The following is a 17,719-nucleotide window of genomic DNA, read 5'->3' on the forward strand; positions in this document are numbered from 1 at the left end:
GTAGGGGTAGTGAATTCAGAAAATTATTTATTTTTGAAGATTCAAAAATAAAAAGTTATACTACATGGAGAGGGGTTGGCAGAAATATGAATAGCTTATTAATTGTCAATTGGTTGGCGACAATCGCCGTCGTAGCGTATGCAGCGTATTTATTTGTGTATCTTATCCGCACACGGATTACCTACATACGATTAGGAAAGAAAGTAGAGTTTGATCGCCGCTTCAAAGAAAGATGGGATCTTATTAAAGGGAATGTCTTCGGACAAAAGAAGCTACTCAAAGATAAAAAAAGCGGTATCATGCACGTTATGTTTTTTTACGGATTTATTCTTGTCCAGTTTGGAGCAATTGACTTCATATGGAAAGGCTTAGCACCAGGATCACATCTTCCACTTGGACCACTATATTCTGCATTTACATTCTTCCAAGAAATCGTCACACTTGTCATTTTAATCGCAGTCTTTTGGGCTTTTTATAGAAGGTATATTGAGAAGCTTGTTCGTTTAAAGAGGAACTTTAAAGCAGGGCTAGTTTTAATTTTTATTGGCGGCTTAATGTTATCTGTTCTCCTTGGTAATGGAATGGGCATCATTTGGCATGGCGAGGAATTATCATGGAGTGAACCGATCGCTTCTGCAATCGCTTACTTATTTTCTGGGATTGGCGAAACAGCTGCAATTGTCGTGTTCTATTTTGCGTGGTGGCTGCATCTACTTATTTTGTTAACGTTTTTAGTTTACGTTCCGCAATCGAAACACGCGCATTTAATTGCAGGACCAGCAAATGTATACTTTAGCCGTTTAACAAACCCAGGGAAATTAGAAAAAATTGATTTTGAAGATGAAACGCAAGAAACATTTGGCGTTGGGAAAATTGAAGACTTCAAACAAACGCAGCTTATTGATTTATATGCATGCGTAGAGTGCGGCCGCTGCACGAATATGTGCCCGGCAACAGGAACTGGTAAGATGTTGTCGCCAATGGATTTAATTTTAAAATTGCGTGACCATTTAACAGATAAAGGTGCAGCAGTAACGTCACGCGCACCGTGGGTACCAACCGTTGCGTTTAACAATACAAAAGGCAACCAATTAGCGATGATGGCAGCTGGAGATGGACAACATGAATCGGCAGCAACGCTAGCATACAATCCAAGTTTAATTGGCGATGTCATTACGGAAACAGAAATTTGGGCTTGTACAACGTGCCGTAACTGTGAAGATCAATGTCCGGTTATGAACGAACACGTTGATAAAATTATTGATTTACGCCGCTACCTCGTTTTAACAGAAGGAAAAATGGATCCAGAAGCGCAGCGTGCTCTGACAAATATCGAGCGTCAAGGAAACCCTTGGGGGCTGAATCGTAAAGAGCGTGAAACGTGGCGCACGATGGAAGAGGAAGTTTCTATTCCAACTGTGAAAGAAAAAGCGAAAGCAGGCGAAGAGTTTGAATACTTATTCTGGGTAGGATCTATGGGATCTTATGATAACCGCAGTCAGAAAATTGCGTTATCGTTCGCGAAGTTAATGAATGAAGCTGGCATTTCCTTTGCGATCCTCGGAAATAAAGAGAAAAACTCGGGAGATACACCGCGCCGCCTTGGGAATGAATTTGTTTTCCAAGAGATGGCAAGTAAAAATATTGAAGAATTCGAGAAAGCAGGCGTGAAGAAGATTGTGACAATCGATCCGCATGCGTATAACACGTTTAAAAATGAGTATCCAGACTTTGGCTTACAAGCAGAAGTCTATCATCATACAGAATTGTTAGCACAGTGGGTGAAAGAAGGGCGCTTAAAGCCAGTTCACCGCGTAGAAGAAACGATTACGTATCACGATTCCTGTTATTTAGGGCGTTATAACGAAGTGTACGAAGCGCCGCGCAATATTTTAAAAGCGATTCCAGGTGTGAAGGTTGTTGAAATGGAACGTAATCGCGAAACAGGAATGTGCTGCGGAGCGGGCGGCGGTCTGATGTGGATGGAAGAGACGGCTGGTTCGCGTATTAACGTGGCACGTACCGAACAAGCACTTGCTACATCGCCGACGATGATTGGTACGGGCTGCCCGTATTGCTTAACGATGATCAGCGATGGTACGAAGGCAAAAGAAGTAGAAGAGCGCGTGCAAACGCTTGATATAACAGAGATTTTAGAGCGCTCTGTCATCGGACCGAAGAAAGAAGCAATGTAACATACAAGAATCCGTACAACTTTAGATAAAAGGAGGTGCAAATAGTGCACCTCTTTCTCACAACAGCTGCACTGAACGAGCGTTCAATCAACGCCGTAATAAAAAGAAGTGGGGGAATATGTTTTGACAAGAACAGTAATTTTAAGTGCTGCAAGAACACCTGTTGGAAAGTTTGGGGGAGCTTTAAAGGATGTAAAGGCAACGGAGCTTGGCGGAATTGCAATTGGAGCGGCATTAGAGCGTGCGAATGTTGCAGCAAGTGATATTGAAGAAGTTGTATTTGGAGCGGTTATTCAAGGAGGACAAGGGCAAATTCCATCGCGCCAGGCAGCTAGAGAAGCAGGGATTCCGTGGGAGACTCGCACAGAAACAGTGAATAAAGTTTGTGCATCCGGACTTCGTGCTGTAACGTTAGCAGATCAAATTATTCGTACTGGCGATCATTCGTTACTTGTAGCAGGCGGCATGGAATCGATGAGCAATAGTCCATATATTTTACGCGGCGCACGCTGGGGATATCGCATGGGGCATAACGAGGTTGTCGACTTAAATGTGGCAGATGGTCTAACGTGCTCATTTACTGGCGTGCATATGGGCGTGTACGGCGGCGATGTTGCGAAAGAAGACGGCATTTCCCGTGAAATGCAAGACGAGTGGGCATACAGAAGCCATATGCGTGCGATTACAGCGCAAAAGGAAGGCCGCTTTGAAGAAGAAATTGTCCCTGTATCTGTGCCGCAGCGAAAAGGGGAACCGGTAGTCGTAGCGGACGACGAAGCACCGCGCGGAGATACAACACTTGAAAAGTTAGCAAAGCTAAAACCTGTATTTGATAAGGCTGCAGCGGTTACGGCTGGGAATGCACCAGGTTTAAATGATGGAGCAGCGGCGCTCGTATTAATGAGTGAAGAGCGCGCGAAGGAAGAAGGAAGAAAGCCGCTTGCAACGATTTTAGGGCATACAGCGATTGCGATTGAGGCAAAGGATTTTCCGAGAACACCAGGCTATGCCATTAACGAGTTATTAAAGAAAACAGGCAAGAAAGTGGAAGACATTGATTTATTTGAGATTAATGAGGCGTTTGCTGCTGTAGCGATTGCAAGTGCAAATATTGCAGGCATTGATCCAGAGAAGATTAACGTAAACGGCGGCGCAGTTGCGATGGGGCACCCAATTGGAGCAAGTGGGGCGCGCATTATCGTGACTCTTATTCATGCATTGAAGCAGCGCGGCGGCGGCATCGGAATTGCTTCTATTTGCAGCGGTGGTGGTCAAGGTGACGCAATCATGATCGAGGTTCAATAAAAAAGGGGGCTATAAACATGACAGTACAAAAGATTGTTGTAATTGGTTCGGGGCAAATGGGTTCTGGAATTGCACAGGTGTGTGCGATGGCAGGGTATGACGTATATATGCAAGATTTAAAACAAGAGCAGTTAGACCGCGGAATCGGGATTATTACGAAAAATTTATCTAGACAAGTTGAGAAGGGCCGCATGAGCGAAGATGATAAGCAGGAAACGTTAAATCGTCTAACAGCAACGCTTACGCTAGATTGTGTAAAAGAAGCAGACCTTGTCATCGAAGCGGCTGTAGAAAGAATGGACATTAAGAAGCAAATTTTTGCGAACTTAGATGAATTAGCACCTGAGCATACGATTTTGGCAACAAATACGTCTTCGCTGCCAATTACTGAAATTGCAGCTGTTACGAATCGTCCAGAAAAAGTCATCGGTATGCACTTTATGAATCCAGTTCCGGTTATGAAGCTTGTCGAAATTATTCGCGGCTTAGCAACAGAGGACGCTGTATATGAAACGATCGAGGATATTACAAAAAAAATCGGCAAAGTCCCAGTTGAAGTAAATGACTTCCCAGGGTTTGTTTCTAACCGTATTTTATTGCCAATGATTAACGAGGCAATTTATACGCTATATGAAGGCGTGGCAACGAAAGAAGCAATCGATGAAGTTATGAAGCTTGGTATGAATCATCCGATGGGACCGTTGACGCTTGCTGATTTTATCGGTTTAGATACGTGTTTATACATTATGGAAGTACTGCATGAAGGATTAGGAGATAGCAAATATCGACCATGCCCGCTCCTACGTAAATATGTGAACGCAGGCTGGTTAGGACGTAAGACAGGACGCGGTTTTTACGTTTATGAATAATAAACACCTCTTTTGGTGTACTAGTGGTCTTACTAAATCGTTCAATCACAATAGAAAATAATTTGAGGTGGAGCAGATGAACTTTCAATTTACAGAAGAGCAGCAAATGATGCGGAAAATGGTTCGGGACTTTGCCGGGAAGGAAATTGCTCCCTTTGTTCCTATGATGGAACAAGGGGTGTTTCCTAGAGAAGTCCTAAAGAAAATGGGTGAGCTTGGACTAATGGGGATACCGATTCCAGCGAAATACGGCGGAGCGGAAATGGATTTTATTTCGTATATTTTAGCCATTCATGAAATTTCAAAAGTAAGCGCGACCGTGGGAGTGATTTTAGCGGTACATACTTCTGTTGGAACGAATCCAATTTTATATTTTGGAACAGAAGAGCAAAAACAAAAATATCTTCCAAAGTTGGCAGCTGGTGAATATTTAGGAGCATTTGCATTAACAGAGCCAAGTGCGGGATCAGATGCTGGGAGCCTAAAATCAAGAGCGGTTAGGCAAGGTGATGAGTACGTTATTAACGGTTCGAAAGTATTTATCACAAACGGCGGCGAGGCAGACACATATATTGTCTTTGCTTCTACGAATCCGGAGGCAGGTACACGCGGAATATCGGCATTTATCGTTGAAAAGAATACACCGGGTTTAATTGTTGGAAAAGATGAACACAAAATGGGGTTATTAGGTTCTCGTACAGTGCAATTAACATTTGAAGATATGAAAGTCCCTGCTGAGAATTTGCTTGGCGAAGAAGGTCAAGGGTTTAAAGTGGCGATGGCAAATTTAGATGTTGGTCGCATCGGTATCGGGGCACAGTCACTTGGTATCGCTGAGGCAGCGCTGGAGTGTGCTACTGATTATGCGAAAGAGCGTCATCAATTTGGTAAGCCAATTGCTGCGCAGCAAGGGCTAGGCTTTAAGATAGCGGATATGGCAACATCTGTTGAAGCAGCTCGTTTGCTTGTGTACCGCGCTGCATCATTAAGAGCACAAGGTTTACCGTGCGGGAAGGAAGCGTCAATTGCAAAATTATTTGCTTCCAAAACAGCAGTAGAAGTTGCTGTTGAAGGTGTGCAGGTGCTTGGTGGTTATGGATATACAAAAGAGTATCCTGCGGAGCGCTTCTTCCGCGATGCAAAAATATGTGAGATTTATGAGGGAACAAGTGAGATTCAGCGCTTAGTTATTAGTAGAGCGCTTTAAGGGGGAAATAGAGATGCATTTTAAACTATCAGAAGAGCACGAAATGATTCGGAAAATGGTTCGTGATTTTGCGAGAAATGAAGTGGCACCAACGGCAGCGGAGCGCGATGAAGAAGAACGCTTTGACCGCGCTTTATTTGATCAAATGGCGGAGCTTGGCTTAACTGGTATTCCGTGGCCTGAAGAGTACGGTGGAATTGGAAGTGATTACTTAGCTTATGTGATTGCAGTAGAAGAGTTGTCACGTGTTTGTGCATCTACAGGTGTAACATTATCGGCGCATACATCGCTTGCAGGATGGCCAGTTTTTAAATTTGGTACAGAGGAGCAAAAGCAGAAATATTTACGTCCAATGGCAGAAGGAAAGAAAATGGGTGCTTATGGCTTAACGGAGCCGGGTTCTGGCTCTGATGCTGGTGGAATGAAGACGACAGCAAAGCGTGATGGCGATCATTATATTTTAAACGGATCGAAAATTTTCATTACAAACGGCGGAATTGCAGATATTTATGTTGTATTTGCACTGACAGACCCAGAATCAAAGCAGCGTGGTACAAGTGCATTTATTGTGGAAAGCAGTACGCCGGGATTTTCTGTTGGAAAGAAAGAGAGCAAGCTCGGTATTCGTTCTTCACCGACGACGGAGATTATATTTGAGGACTGCCGTATTCCTGCTGAGAACTTACTTGGCGAGGAAGGGCAAGGGTTTAAAATTGCAATGCAAACGTTAGATGGCGGCCGTAATGGTATTGCCGCGCAAGCGGTTGGTATCGCACAAGGTGCACTTGATGCTGCCGCTGATTATGCGAAGGAACGCCATCAATTTGGGAAACCGATTGCCGCGCAACAAGGAATTGGCTTTAAACTAGCGGATATGGCGACGGGAGTAGAGGCGGCGCGCTTGTTAACATATCAAGCGGCTTGGCTTGAATCAGAAGGCTTGCCGTATGGAAAAGAATCAGCAATGTCGAAATTATTTGCAGGAGATACAGCAATGAAAGTGACAACAGAAGCTGTGCAAGTATTTGGGGGATACGGTTATACAAAAGATTATCCAGTGGAACGCTTTATGCGCGATGCAAAGATTACGCAAATTTACGAAGGGACGCAAGAAATTCAGCGTCTTGTTATTTCACGTATGTTAACAAAGTAGAAGTGAGAAGAAGCGTAGGAGCCTCCTACGCTTCTTCCTGCAAAATGATAGAAAGGGGTGAAGGAGATGGTTAAACACAATGTACAAGCATCTGTGAAAGATGAAAGACTCATTGCACTTCGGCGTGAACAAATGATTAAAGGTGCTGTGCAGCTCTTTAAACAAAAAGGATTTCCGCGCACAACAACGAGAGAAATCGCAAAGGCAGCAGGCTTTAGCATTGGTACACTCTATGAATATATTCGAACGAAAGATGATGTTCTTTATTTAGTGTGTGATAGTATTTATGAACATGTAAAAGAGCGCTTAGAGCAAGTGCTTTGCAAAGGAAAAGGCAATGTTGATAGTTTAAAAGCAGCGATTACAAATTACTTTAAAGTGATGGATGAATTGCAAGAAGAGGTTCTTATTATGTATCAAGAGGTTCGTTTTCTACCAAAAGAATCGCTGCCTTACGTACTAGAGAAAGAATTTCAAATGGTCGGGATGTTCGAAGATATTTTACAGCAATGTGTTCAAAATAAAGTATTTACTTTAACAAAAAAAGAGATTCAACTGCTTGCTCATAATATTTTTATTCAAGGACAAATGTGGGGATTTCGTCGCTGGGCGTTGCAGAAACTTTATACATTGGAAGAGTATACAGAGATGCAAATTCGCTATGTATTAAATGGTGCTCATATGATTCAAAATGAAAAAGGAAAATAACCTTCCACATGCAGAGGGAATCACTTTATGATTCCCTATTTTTTTTGTGGCATATTTGGTGCAGTTTTGTTTATAATAAATAGTATGGATTTTTTTGAACAGGCCTTTATATAATTAGGATATATTTTAAGAAAGGAAGTGCCGCACAAGTGAATTTAAAGCAATTTTCACCAGAAGAGCTAAAAGAATTGTCCATGATCGAAGTAGTACATAGCTTGTTAGAGGACAAAAAACAAGCAACACCGTTTCATGATCTAGTTCAAGAAATTGCTCAATTACTGGGACTATCTGAAGAACAAGTTGCTGCGAAAATCGCGCAATTTTATACAGATTTAAATATCGATGGGCGCTTTATCAACCTTGGAGAAAATCGTTGGGGATTACGTGGATGGTACCCATACGAGCAAATTGATGAAGAAATTTTACCTCAACCGAAGCCTAAGAAGAAACGTAAAGTTGAGGAAGATGAGTTAGATGACTACATCGAAGAAGATGAAGATGATTTCGAAGACGATGGCGACATCGAAGAAGATGATGTAGAAGATCTTGATGAACTTCTTGAGGAAGATGATGATCTTGATGACTTAGATGAAGAAGAAGAAAATGATGATGATTTCGTTGAAGAAGATGAATTAGAATACGACGAATCAGAAGAAGAAGAAGAGGAAGAGCTGTAGTTCTTGACTTTTCATTATCGTCCATGTAGAATCATTTTTGGGCTCTTTAAAAAAGACGATAATAACTTTTACGTGTAAATATAAAAGAAAATTGCTCCCTATTTATTACTTTTGGTGATAAAGGGAGCAATTTTCTTTTTTGTTTTTTGTTTAGAAAAATGAAAGAGTCTAACAATAAGATAAGATAAGGTAAGTGTTATCTACATACGTTGCGATTTGCAACGGTAATTATATAACAGCAAAGTAGAAGGGAGCACATTCATGACTAAGTATATTTTTGTAACAGGCGGTGTAGTATCGTCTCTAGGAAAGGGGATCACAGCAGCATCCCTTGGAAGACTATTAAAAAATCGTGGTTTAAACGTAACAATTCAAAAGTTTGATCCATATATTAACGTAGACCCAGGAACAATGAGTCCATACCAACACGGTGAGGTATTCGTAACAGATGATGGTGCAGAAACAGATTTAGACCTTGGTCACTATGAGCGTTTCATCGACATCAACTTAAATAAATACAGCAACGTAACAACAGGTAAAATTTACTCTTCTGTGCTTCAAAAAGAGCGCCGTGGTGAGTATTTAGGAGGAACTGTTCAAGTTATTCCTCACATTACAAACGAAATTAAAGAGCGTGTATATCGTTCTGGTCGCGAAACTAATGCGGATGTTGTTATTACAGAAATCGGCGGAACTGTTGGTGATATCGAGTCTTTACCGTTCCTAGAAGCAATTCGCCAAATTAAGAGCGATATTGGCCGTGACAATGTAATGTACATTCATTGTACGTTAATCCCTTATTTAAAAGCAGCTGGCGAAATGAAAACAAAACCAACACAGCATAGCGTTAAAGAACTTCGCAGCTTAGGTATTCAGCCAAATATTATTGTTGTTCGTACAGAGCTTCCTGTATCTCAAGATATGAAAGATAAGCTTGCATTATTCTGCGACATTGATACAAAAGCAGTAATTGAAGCACGCGACGCAGATACATTATATGCAGTTCCATTATCTCTTCAAGAGCAAAACATGGACCAAATCGTTTGCGATCATTTAAAATTGGGCAATCCAGCTGCAGATATGACAGAGTGGAATGCATTAGTTGAAAAAGTACGCAACCTGTCTAAGAAAACAAAAATCGCTCTTGTTGGTAAATATGTAGAGCTTCAAGACGCATACATTTCTGTTGTAGAGGCACTTCGTCATGCAGGATATAAATTTGATACTGATGTAGAAGTAAAATGGGTAAACGCTGAGCATGTGACAGCAGAAAACGTGAAAGAATTAGTTGGCGATACAGACGGTATCCTTGTACCAGGTGGCTTCGGGGACCGCGGTGTTGAAGGTAAAATCGCTGCAATTGAATATGCGCGTGAAAACAAGGTTCCATTCTTAGGAATTTGCTTAGGAATGCAACTTGCATCAATCGAATTTGCACGTAACGTATTAGGATTAGAAGGTGCGAACTCTTCTGAAATTAATCCTGACACACCTTACGCAATTATCGATTTATTACCAGAACAAAAAGATGTTGAAGATTTAGGCGGTACACTTCGTCTTGGTTTATACCCATGTAAGCTTACACCAGAAACAAATGCATACAATGCGTATAGCGAACCGGTTGTATATGAACGTCATCGTCATCGTTATGAGTTCAATAACCAATTCCGTCAAGACATGGAAAATGCAGGATTCATCTTCTCAGGTACAAGCCCAGATGGCCGTTTAGTAGAAATTATCGAGTTAAAAGAACATCCTTGGTTCGTGGCAGCACAGTTCCACCCGGAACTTGTATCTCGTCCAAACCGTCCACAACCGTTGTTCCGTGACTTCGTACAAGCTTCTATTATTAATAAAGAAAGTAAGTAATAAGAAAAGGCGTCCTACTATAGGGCGCCTTTTTTCGTTACTCATATTCATTCATAATGTCATCGATTGTAAATTTTAATCCGTGATATGCAAATAAGGCCGTCATTAAACTTGGAAAGCCATAACGAGAGCCATCATCATCTGGAATTAATGGTTTTGCAAGTTTTGTATCGATATGTGCATCGGTGAATTGTTCTAACGATAATTCGCCTTCTTGTTTAGCAGAAATACCAACAACGAAATGACCGTTTTCTTGCAATTGTTTTGCTAGTGAAATGATTTCTTCGTCTGTGGAAAAACGGCTAATCAGTAGTACGCGATCAGAGGTAGTTATGTCTGCTTGTTTACCGTCTTCAACTAGACGTTTTGCATTTTGCATAGGCTCCAATCCATATAAAGCTTCGCAAATTACGCCTTCCATTTCTTTTGTACCATGCAAATAAATGTGCCCATCTGAGACTAATGCTTGGGCAAGTAAACGAGCGCTATCTTCTATATTCATCTCTTCTTTTTGGGCAATTTTTGTGAAATAGCCACCTAGCTGAGTGGAAAAAATTTTAAACATGGTGATGCTCCTTTCTAACGTGCTTGACGGCTTTCATTATAGCTTATTTACTCACAAAGGTGCTAGCACTAGGAAATGGGAAGCAGTAAAATAAGAAAGAATAGGAAGGAATTTGACAAAAAGAAGCGAAAGTAATCGAAAGAGATAAAAACAATACAAATTATGTGTTTATTATAGAAAGGTTGGGGAGCATGGAAGGGAAAATTTTAATCGTTGATGATCAATACGGTATTCGTGTTTTATTACATGAGGTGTTTCAAAAAGAAGGTTACGAAACATTCCAAGCGGCAAATGGTTTTCAAGCCCTTGATATCGTGAAAAATGATTGTCCGGATTTAGTTATTTTAGATATGAAAATTCCAGGCATGGACGGAATTGAAATTTTAAAACATATAAAAGAAATTAATCAAGACATTAAAGTGATTTTAATGACGGCTTATGGTGAATTAGATATGATTCAAGAAGCGAAAGAACTCGGTGCGTTAATGCACTTTGCAAAGCCGTTTGATATTGATGAAATTCGAGGGGCTGTGCGAAAAGAAATTGCTGTAGAAGCGTAATCGTGAATTTTTTATTAAAAAATATGGAAAAAAGCGTTTTCATGGACTGATGAGCAGGTGAATGCGGTTGAGTTTTTGAGTACAAGTTGGTATCCTATGGAGTGTAGAAGAAAGTCCGGTATGTGATTATACATATTTTTCCTCGTCGTGGTGATACTACCACCGATAAGAACTTATCGGATACAAAAAAACGTTTTTAGGAGGATTTACCATGCCTTTAGTTTCCATGAAAGAAATGCTAAACAAAGCGCTAGAAGGAAAATACGCAGTTGGTCAATTCAACATGAATAACTTAGAGTGGACACAAGCTATCTTAGCTGCTGCGGAAGAAGAAAAATCTCCTGTAATTTTAGGTGTATCTGAAGGTGCAGCTCGTCATATGACTGGTTTCAAAACAGTTGTAGCTATGGTTAAAGCTTTAATCGAAGAAATGAACATCACTGTTCCTGTTGCGATTCACCTTGACCATGGTTCAAGCTTCGAAAAATGTAAAGAAGCGATTGATGCAGGTTTCACATCTGTAATGATCGATGCTTCTCACCACCCATTTGAAGAAAATATCGAAACTACTAAAAAAGTAGTTGAATATGCACATGCACGTAACGTATCTGTAGAAGCTGAGCTTGGTACAGTTGGCGGACAAGAAGACGACGTAGTAGCTGAAGGTGTTATCTACGCTAATCCAGAGGAATGTAAAGAACTAGTAGCTGCAACAGGTATCGATTGCCTAGCTCCAGCATTAGGTTCTGTACATGGCCCTTACAAAGGTGAGCCTAAATTAGGATTCAAAGAAATGGAAGAAGTTCGTGATTTAACTGGTGTACCTTTAGTACTTCACGGTGGTACTGGTATCCCAACAGCTGACATCAAAAAGTCTATTTCTTTAGGTACTTCTAAAATCAACGTAAACACTGAAAACCAAATCGAGTTTACAAAAGCGGTTCGTGAAGCATTAAATAAAGACCAAGAAGTTTACGATCCTCGTAAATTTATCGGACCTGGTCGTGAAGCAATTAAAGCGACAGTAATCGGTAAAATTCGTGAGTTTGGTTCTAACGGTCAAGCATAATTTTAAAAACGACTTTAGAAACCGTCTAGCCTTTTAGACGGTTTCGTTTCGTTGTATAATGAAAGCGTGAACATTTTATAGGATAGACAAATTTCTACTTGTTAGGGCATTTCAAGAGAAATATTTTTGTAATTGTGTAAAAATAAAGGAAACAAATAGCATGGATATACTCGTAAGTGTAAGACGTATCCGAAGTAGTGAACTTACCGGTTAAAGTAGGGAATAGATCGGGAAATGAATTCACAAGAAGGGGGCTTGAGATGGATAAGTTGCTGATTGAAGGCGGTGTGCCCTTACATGGTTCGATTCGTGTGAGCGGTGCAAAAAATAGTGCTGTTGCGCTTATTCCTGCGACCATTTTAGCAGAAACACCAGTTACAATTGGTGGTGTACCTAATATTTCTGATGTGAAAATACTTGGTGATTTGTTAGAGGAAATCGGTGGATCTGTCACGTATCATCAAGATGAGGAAATGACAATTGATCCTTCTAAGATGGTAGCAATGCCTCTTCCAAATGGAAAAGTAAAAAAACTACGTGCTTCTTATTATTTAATGGGAGCAATGCTCGGTCGTTTCAAACAAGCGGTAATTGGACTTCCTGGTGGATGTCATTTAGGACCAAGGCCAATTGACCAGCATATTAAGGGATTTGAAGCACTTGGAGCACATGTCACGAATGAGCAAGGTGCAATATATTTACGTGCAGATGAACTACGGGGCGCGCGTATTTATTTAGATGTTGTCAGCGTAGGTGCAACAATTAACATCATGCTTGCTGCCGTGCGTGCAAAAGGTAGAACAATCATTGAAAATGCAGCGAAAGAACCAGAAATTATTGATGTAGCCACACTGCTTACGAGTATGGGGGCTCGTATTAAAGGAGCAGGAACAGACGTGATTCGTATTGATGGTGTTGAATCGCTTCACGGTTGTTATCATTCTATTATTCCTGATCGTATTGAAGCTGGAACATATATGATTTTGGGTGCGGCTTCGGGCGGTGAAGTTGTAGTTGATAATGTGATTCCGCAGCACTTAGAATCTATAACGGCTAAGCTTCGAGAAATGGGTGTAAGAGTAGAAACACACGATGATCAAATTGTGGTAGGCGGGGATCGCCAGTTAAAAATGGTAGATGTAAAAACGCTCGTATATCCAGGGTTTCCAACTGACTTACAGCAACCGTTTACGACGTTATTAACGAAGGCTAGTGGAACGGCAGTTGTAACAGATACCATTTACGGCGCGCGATTTAAACATATAGATGAATTAAGAAGAATGAATGCGCAAATTAAAGTAGAAGGTCGTTCTGCTATCGTGACAGGCCCTATTTCACTGCAAGGAGCGAAAGTGAAAGCGAGTGACTTACGTGCCGGAGCTGCTCTTGTCATTGCAGGTTTAATGGCAGAAGGAATCACCGAGGTTACAGGGCTAGAACATATTGATCGTGGTTATGAAAATTTAGAGGACAAGCTTCGAGGTCTTGGAGCGAAAATTTGGCGTGAAAAAATGACAAGACAAGAGATTGAACAGATGAAAAACGCCTAAAGAGCTTTGTATATATAAATACAAATTGAAAAAGTGATATAAAACCTTTCTTTTGGCGCGGATGAGAGCATCTGGCCATGCAAAGTTAAACAAAGAGAGAAAGCGATATACTTGTATAAAGTGTAAGGGGAAACGTCATAAGGTAAACGCTATGGAACCTTATGTGTGTGAAATATAAATATTACGGCTTAAAGGAGAGGGATTAGATTGGAAAGAAGTTTATCCATGGAATTAGTACGTGTAACGGAGGCTGCAGCGTTATCATCAGCACGCTGGATGGGACTTGGTAAGAAGGACGAAGCAGACGGGGCAGCAACTTCAGCAATGCGCGATGTGTTTGACACAGTACCGATGAAAGGGACTGTAGTAATTGGTGAAGGAGAAATGGACGAAGCACCAATGCTGTATATCGGTGAAAAATTAGGGACTGGATATGGTCCGCGCGTTGACGTAGCGGTTGATCCGTTAGAAGGAACAAATATCGTTGCAGCAGGAGGATGGAATGCATTAGCAGTCATTGCCGTAGCGGACCATGGAAACTTGCTACATGCACCTGACATGTATATGGATAAAATTGCGGTTGGCCCAGAAGCTGTTGGTGCGGTTGATATTAATGCACCGGTTATTGATAACTTACGTGCTGTTGCAAGAGCAAAAAATAAAGATATTGAAGATGTTGTAGCAACTATTTTAAATAGACCGCGTCATCAAGCAATTATTGAGGAAATCCGTAAAGCGGGAGCGCGCATTAAATTAATTAATGACGGTGATGTAGCTGGTGCTATTAACACAGCATTTGATCGCACAGGTGTTGATATTTTATTCGGATCTGGCGGTGCACCGGAGGGAGTTCTAGCTGCTGTAGCATTAAAATGTTTAGGTGGAGAAATTCAAGGGAAGCTTCTTCCGCAAGACGAAGCAGAATTAGAGCGCTGTAAAAAAATGGGTATTAATGACATTAACCGTGTTCTTCTTATGGAAGATTTAGTAAAAGGTGACGATGCAATTTTTGCAGCAACAGGTGTTACGGACGGTGAATTACTGCGCGGTGTTCAATTTAAAGGAAGTACTGGTACAACGCACTCCCTTGTTATGCGCGCGAAATCGGGAACAGTTCGTTTTGTTGACGGACGTCACAGTTTGAATAAAAAACCAAATTTAGTTATAAAGTAAAACTTCCATGAGTGGGGTCTTACTGTCCACGAATAGCGGGATAAAATAAGAAGTGTAAAAGTGATGGATAGAGCGAAGACAAATTTTATTGTCTTCGCTTCTTGTATTTGTCTTGCAATGTATTGATTAAAATGAGGTAAAAGGGTTACAATAGTGAATATTACTCTACTTGTACTTATTGCCTTTCATTAATATGTATTAACCTTCCGAAATTTCCCTTATCCAATGAAAAAAGAGAATAATATTAAAGTGTGGTGTCCGAATGAATTTAACAATTTCAGCATTAGAGAACATGAAGTTAAAAGAGTTATATGAACTTGCAAAAGAATTTAAGATTTCTTATTACAGCAAATTAACAAAGAAAGAGTTAATTTTTGCAATTTTAAAAGCACGAGCAGAAAAAGAAGGTTTCTTTTTCATGGAAGGTGTACTGGAAATTATTCAATCAGAGGGATTTGGATTCTTACGTCCAATCAACTACTCTCCTAGTTCTGAAGATATTTATATTTCAGCTTCGCAAATTCGTCGTTTTGATTTGCGTAATGGGGATAAGGTTTCTGGTAAAGTACGACCTCCGAAAGAAAATGAACGCTATTTCGGATTGTTGCAAGTTGAGGCAGTTAATGGGGACGACCCAGAGTCAGCAAAAGAACGCGTGCATTTTCCAGCGTTAACACCGTTATATCCAAATCGTCAAATGAAATTGGAAACGGAAACGAAGAAATTATCAACACGTATCATGGATTTAATTGCACCAGTTGGATTTGGGCAACGTGGTCTTATCGTTGCACCGCCAAAGGCTGGTAAAACGATACTGTTAAAAGAAATTGCACACAGCGTTACAACAAATCATCCAGAAGCAGAACTGATTGTACTTTTAATTGACGAACGTCCAGAGGAAGTAACGGATATTGAACGTTCTGTAAAAGGCGATGTTGTAAGTTCTACTTTTGATGAAGTACCAGAAAATCATATTAAAGTAGCGGAACTTGTATTAGAACGTGCGATGCGTCTTGTTGAGCATAAAAAAGACGTTATCATTTTAATGGATAGTATTACCCGTTTAGCGCGTGCTTACAACCTTGTAATTCCGCCAAGCGGACGTACGTTATCTGGTGGTATTGATCCAGCGGCATTCCATAGACCGAAGCGCTTTTTCGGAGCGGCTCGTAATATTGAAGAGGGCGGTAGCTTGACAATTTTAGCAACAGCTCTTGTTGATACAGGGTCTCGTATGGATGATGTTATTTATGAAGAGTTTAAAGGAACAGGAAATATGGAGCTTCATTTAGATCGTTCTTTAGCAGAACGTCGTATTTTCCCAGCTATTGATATTCGTCGTTCTGGCACTCGTAAAGAAGACTTATTAATTCCGAAAGAACATTTAGATAAGTTATGGGGTATTCGTAAAACAATGAGAGATACGCCAGACTTCATCGAAAGCTTCTTGCGTAAGTTGCGTCAAACAAAGTCAAATGAAGAATTCTTGCAAAATATCCCGGCAGATTCAAAGAGATATGTCACGATGAAATGATGCTAAAAACAGGTAGTTGCAAAATGCAGATAGCCTTGTTATAATTTCATCATGTGCGTTTCATCAATACAGTTGTAATAGCAACTAACGATGAAAAAACTCTGTTTCGAAAATGATTCAGGGCGGAAGGAGATGAAAAGAATGAAAGCAGGAATCCATCCAGATTACAAGAAAGTTGTATTTATGGATACAAACACAGGCTTCAAATTCTTAAGCGGATCTACAAAAGGTTCTAACGAAACTATCGAGTGGGAAGATGGTAACACTTATCCGTTACTAAAAGTTGAGATCAGTTCTGATTCTCACCCATTCTACACAGGACGTCAGAAGTTTGCTACTGCAGACGGACGTGTTGACCGCTTCAACAAGAAATACGGCCTTAAGTAATAACAAACATAAAGCAGGCAAGTGTATATATCCGCTTGTCTGTTTTTTTTGCGAAAATATAAACTTTTACCTACTTAGAGTAAGTATATAAATCCAAATTAAAAAACGACATAAAACCATCTTTTTTTAGGTGGGCGAGAGCATCTGGCCGTGCATAGAAGCGGTCAGGGTCTTTTACTGCCACATGCGAAGTTTAAACAAAGGGAGAAAGCGAATGGAAGCTCCTTTTTTTCTGCATAGCGGCAATCTATATGTCGGAAAATCAAAATGGATTCATATAGACGAAAGGAGGAGCTCCTATGTACTTAATAAATCAACACGGTTGGCTTGAAGTGATTTGTGGAAGCATGTTCTCCGGGAAATCAGAAGAGCTCATCCGCCGTGTGCGCCGTACGCAATTCGCAAAGCAAAACGCGATTGTATTTAAACCGTGCATTGATAATCGTTATAGTGAAGAAGATGTTGTGTCGCATAATGGATTGAAAGTAAGAGCAGTCCCTGTTGCGGCTTCAAAAGAGATGTTTGAACACGTAACAGAAGATATTGATGTTATAGCAATTGATGAAGTGCAATTTTTTGATGGGGACATTGTGGAAGTGGTGCAAGAATTGGCAAACCGAGGCTATCGTGTAATTGTTGCCGGTTTAGACCAAGATTTCCGTGGTCTACCATTTGGACAAGTTCCTCAGCTTATGGCAATTGCGGAGCATGTAACAAAACTGCAAGCAGTATGTGCTGAATGTGGATCTCCTGCAAGCCGTACGCAACGTTTAATCGATGGGGAACCAGCTTCTTTTGATGACCCAATTATTTTAGTTGGCGCATCGGAATCATATGAACCACGTTGTCGTCATTGCCATGCTGTACCGATTAAATAGAGATAAAAACTCGCTACGTA

The 17,719-nt window shown here is 40.7% G+C and carries 16 protein-coding genes; 15 read left to right on the plus strand and 1 reads right to left on the minus strand.

All coding sequences use genetic code 11. The annotated features are described in order from the left end of the window. Positions 1-86: 86 nt before the first annotated feature. The 8 genes from Q9306_RS06880 (at position 87) to pyrG (ending at position 9,983) form a co-directional block, all read left to right on the plus strand. Positions 87-2,195: a (Fe-S)-binding protein gene (locus Q9306_RS06880; RefSeq protein WP_306196628.1), complete on the plus strand. Its 2,109-nt coding sequence runs from the start codon at positions 87-89 to the stop codon at positions 2,193-2,195. Positions 2,196-2,318: 123 nt separating this feature from the next. Next, on the plus strand, positions 2,319-3,500 hold the full coding sequence (locus Q9306_RS06885) for an acetyl-CoA C-acetyltransferase (protein WP_371932343.1): 1,182 nt from the start codon (positions 2,319-2,321) through the stop codon (positions 3,498-3,500). Between the two features lie 17 nt (positions 3,501-3,517). Then, positions 3,518-4,369 carry a 3-hydroxybutyryl-CoA dehydrogenase gene (locus Q9306_RS06890; RefSeq protein WP_306196632.1) on the plus strand — a complete coding sequence of 284 codons (852 nt, stop codon included), beginning with the start codon at positions 3,518-3,520 and terminating at the stop codon, positions 4,367-4,369. Between the two features lie 76 nt (positions 4,370-4,445). Next, positions 4,446-5,576, plus strand: a complete 1,131-nt coding sequence (locus Q9306_RS06895; RefSeq protein ID WP_306196633.1) for an acyl-CoA dehydrogenase — start codon at positions 4,446-4,448, stop codon at positions 5,574-5,576. A 13-nt stretch (positions 5,577-5,589) separates the two neighbouring features. Continuing rightward, the gene (gene acdA, locus Q9306_RS06900) at positions 5,590-6,729 is read left to right on the plus strand and encodes an acyl-CoA dehydrogenase AcdA (RefSeq protein WP_306196635.1); all 1,140 of its coding nucleotides are present in this window, start codon (positions 5,590-5,592) and stop codon (positions 6,727-6,729) included. Positions 6,730-6,795: 66 nt separating this feature from the next. Further along, positions 6,796-7,437, plus strand: coding sequence for a TetR/AcrR family transcriptional regulator (locus Q9306_RS06905; protein WP_098918744.1), 642 nt, complete (start codon positions 6,796-6,798; stop codon positions 7,435-7,437). A gap of 149 nt (positions 7,438-7,586) precedes the next feature. After that, complete coding sequence (gene rpoE / locus Q9306_RS06910; RefSeq protein ID WP_306196637.1) at positions 7,587-8,114, plus strand: DNA-directed RNA polymerase subunit delta; 528 nt, start codon at positions 7,587-7,589, stop codon at positions 8,112-8,114. 261 nt (positions 8,115-8,375) lie between these two features. Next, positions 8,376-9,983 carry a CTP synthase gene (gene pyrG, locus Q9306_RS06915; protein WP_306196639.1) on the plus strand — a complete coding sequence of 536 codons (1,608 nt, stop codon included), beginning with the start codon at positions 8,376-8,378 and terminating at the stop codon, positions 9,981-9,983. A 37-nt stretch (positions 9,984-10,020) separates the two neighbouring features. Here the strand turns inward: pyrG and Q9306_RS06920 are convergent, their stop codons facing one another. Continuing rightward, the gene (locus tag Q9306_RS06920) at positions 10,021-10,548 is read right to left on the minus strand and encodes a DUF2529 domain-containing protein (RefSeq protein ID WP_306196641.1); all 528 of its coding nucleotides are present in this window, start codon (positions 10,546-10,548) and stop codon (positions 10,021-10,023) included. Positions 10,549-10,739: 191 nt separating this feature from the next. Between Q9306_RS06920 and Q9306_RS06925 the strand changes: the two genes are divergently transcribed. The 7 genes from Q9306_RS06925 to Q9306_RS06955 all read left to right on the plus strand — a co-directional run bounded on the left by Q9306_RS06925 (position 10,740) and on the right by Q9306_RS06955 (position 17,699). Further along, positions 10,740-11,108 (plus strand): response regulator, encoded by a 369-nt coding sequence (locus Q9306_RS06925; RefSeq protein ID WP_306196643.1) that lies wholly within the window; start codon positions 10,740-10,742, stop codon positions 11,106-11,108. Between the two features lie 211 nt (positions 11,109-11,319). Continuing rightward, positions 11,320-12,177, plus strand: a complete 858-nt coding sequence (locus Q9306_RS06930; RefSeq protein WP_306196644.1) for a class II fructose-bisphosphate aldolase — start codon at positions 11,320-11,322, stop codon at positions 12,175-12,177. Positions 12,178-12,437: 260 nt separating this feature from the next. Further along, entirely contained in the window at positions 12,438-13,727 is a 1,290-nt protein-coding gene (gene murA / locus Q9306_RS06935; protein WP_306196646.1) for a UDP-N-acetylglucosamine 1-carboxyvinyltransferase, read from the plus strand. 207 nt (positions 13,728-13,934) lie between these two features. Continuing rightward, entirely contained in the window at positions 13,935-14,900 is a 966-nt protein-coding gene (gene glpX, locus Q9306_RS06940; RefSeq protein WP_306196648.1) for a class II fructose-bisphosphatase, read from the plus strand. A 262-nt stretch (positions 14,901-15,162) separates the two neighbouring features. Next, positions 15,163-16,434 carry a transcription termination factor Rho gene (gene rho / locus Q9306_RS06945; protein ID WP_251226936.1) on the plus strand — a complete coding sequence of 424 codons (1,272 nt, stop codon included), beginning with the start codon at positions 15,163-15,165 and terminating at the stop codon, positions 16,432-16,434. Between the two features lie 141 nt (positions 16,435-16,575). Beyond that, positions 16,576-16,821: a type B 50S ribosomal protein L31 gene (locus Q9306_RS06950; RefSeq protein ID WP_034635411.1), complete on the plus strand. Its 246-nt coding sequence runs from the start codon at positions 16,576-16,578 to the stop codon at positions 16,819-16,821. A gap of 299 nt (positions 16,822-17,120) precedes the next feature. After that, positions 17,121-17,699: a thymidine kinase gene (locus Q9306_RS06955; RefSeq protein WP_306196655.1), complete on the plus strand. Its 579-nt coding sequence runs from the start codon at positions 17,121-17,123 to the stop codon at positions 17,697-17,699. The last annotated feature ends 20 nt before the right edge of the window (positions 17,700-17,719 follow it).

The sequence above is a fragment of the Bacillus multifaciens genome (assembly GCF_030756675.1).
GTDB lineage: Bacteria > Bacillota > Bacilli > Bacillales > Bacillaceae_G > Bacillus_A > Bacillus_A multifaciens.

Bases quoted from the DNA above. Each gene is read 5' to 3' on its own strand.
- Q9306_RS06880 (WP_306196628.1), top strand. From the start codon at position 87: ATGAATAGCTTATTAATTGTCAATTGGTTGGCGACAATCGCCGTCGTA.
- Q9306_RS06890 (WP_306196632.1), top strand. From the start codon at position 3,518: ATGACAGTACAAAAGATTGTTGTAATTGGTTCGGGGCAAATGGGTTCT.
- Q9306_RS06895 (WP_306196633.1), top strand. From the start codon at position 4,446: ATGAACTTTCAATTTACAGAAGAGCAGCAAATGATGCGGAAAATGGTT.
- acdA (WP_306196635.1), top strand. From the start codon at position 5,590: ATGCATTTTAAACTATCAGAAGAGCACGAAATGATTCGGAAAATGGTT.
- Q9306_RS06905 (WP_098918744.1), top strand. From the start codon at position 6,796: ATGGTTAAACACAATGTACAAGCATCTGTGAAAGATGAAAGACTCATT.
- pyrG (WP_306196639.1), top strand. From the start codon at position 8,376: ATGACTAAGTATATTTTTGTAACAGGCGGTGTAGTATCGTCTCTAGGA.
- Q9306_RS06920 (WP_306196641.1), bottom strand. From the start codon at position 10,548: ATGTTTAAAATTTTTTCCACTCAGCTAGGTGGCTATTTCACAAAAATT.
- Q9306_RS06925 (WP_306196643.1), top strand. From the start codon at position 10,740: ATGGAAGGGAAAATTTTAATCGTTGATGATCAATACGGTATTCGTGTT.
- Q9306_RS06930 (WP_306196644.1), top strand. From the start codon at position 11,320: ATGCCTTTAGTTTCCATGAAAGAAATGCTAAACAAAGCGCTAGAAGGA.
- murA (WP_306196646.1), top strand. From the start codon at position 12,438: ATGGATAAGTTGCTGATTGAAGGCGGTGTGCCCTTACATGGTTCGATT.
- rho (WP_251226936.1), top strand. From the start codon at position 15,163: ATGAATTTAACAATTTCAGCATTAGAGAACATGAAGTTAAAAGAGTTA.
- Q9306_RS06950 (WP_034635411.1), top strand. From the start codon at position 16,576: ATGAAAGCAGGAATCCATCCAGATTACAAGAAAGTTGTATTTATGGAT.
- Q9306_RS06955 (WP_306196655.1), top strand. From the start codon at position 17,121: ATGTACTTAATAAATCAACACGGTTGGCTTGAAGTGATTTGTGGAAGC.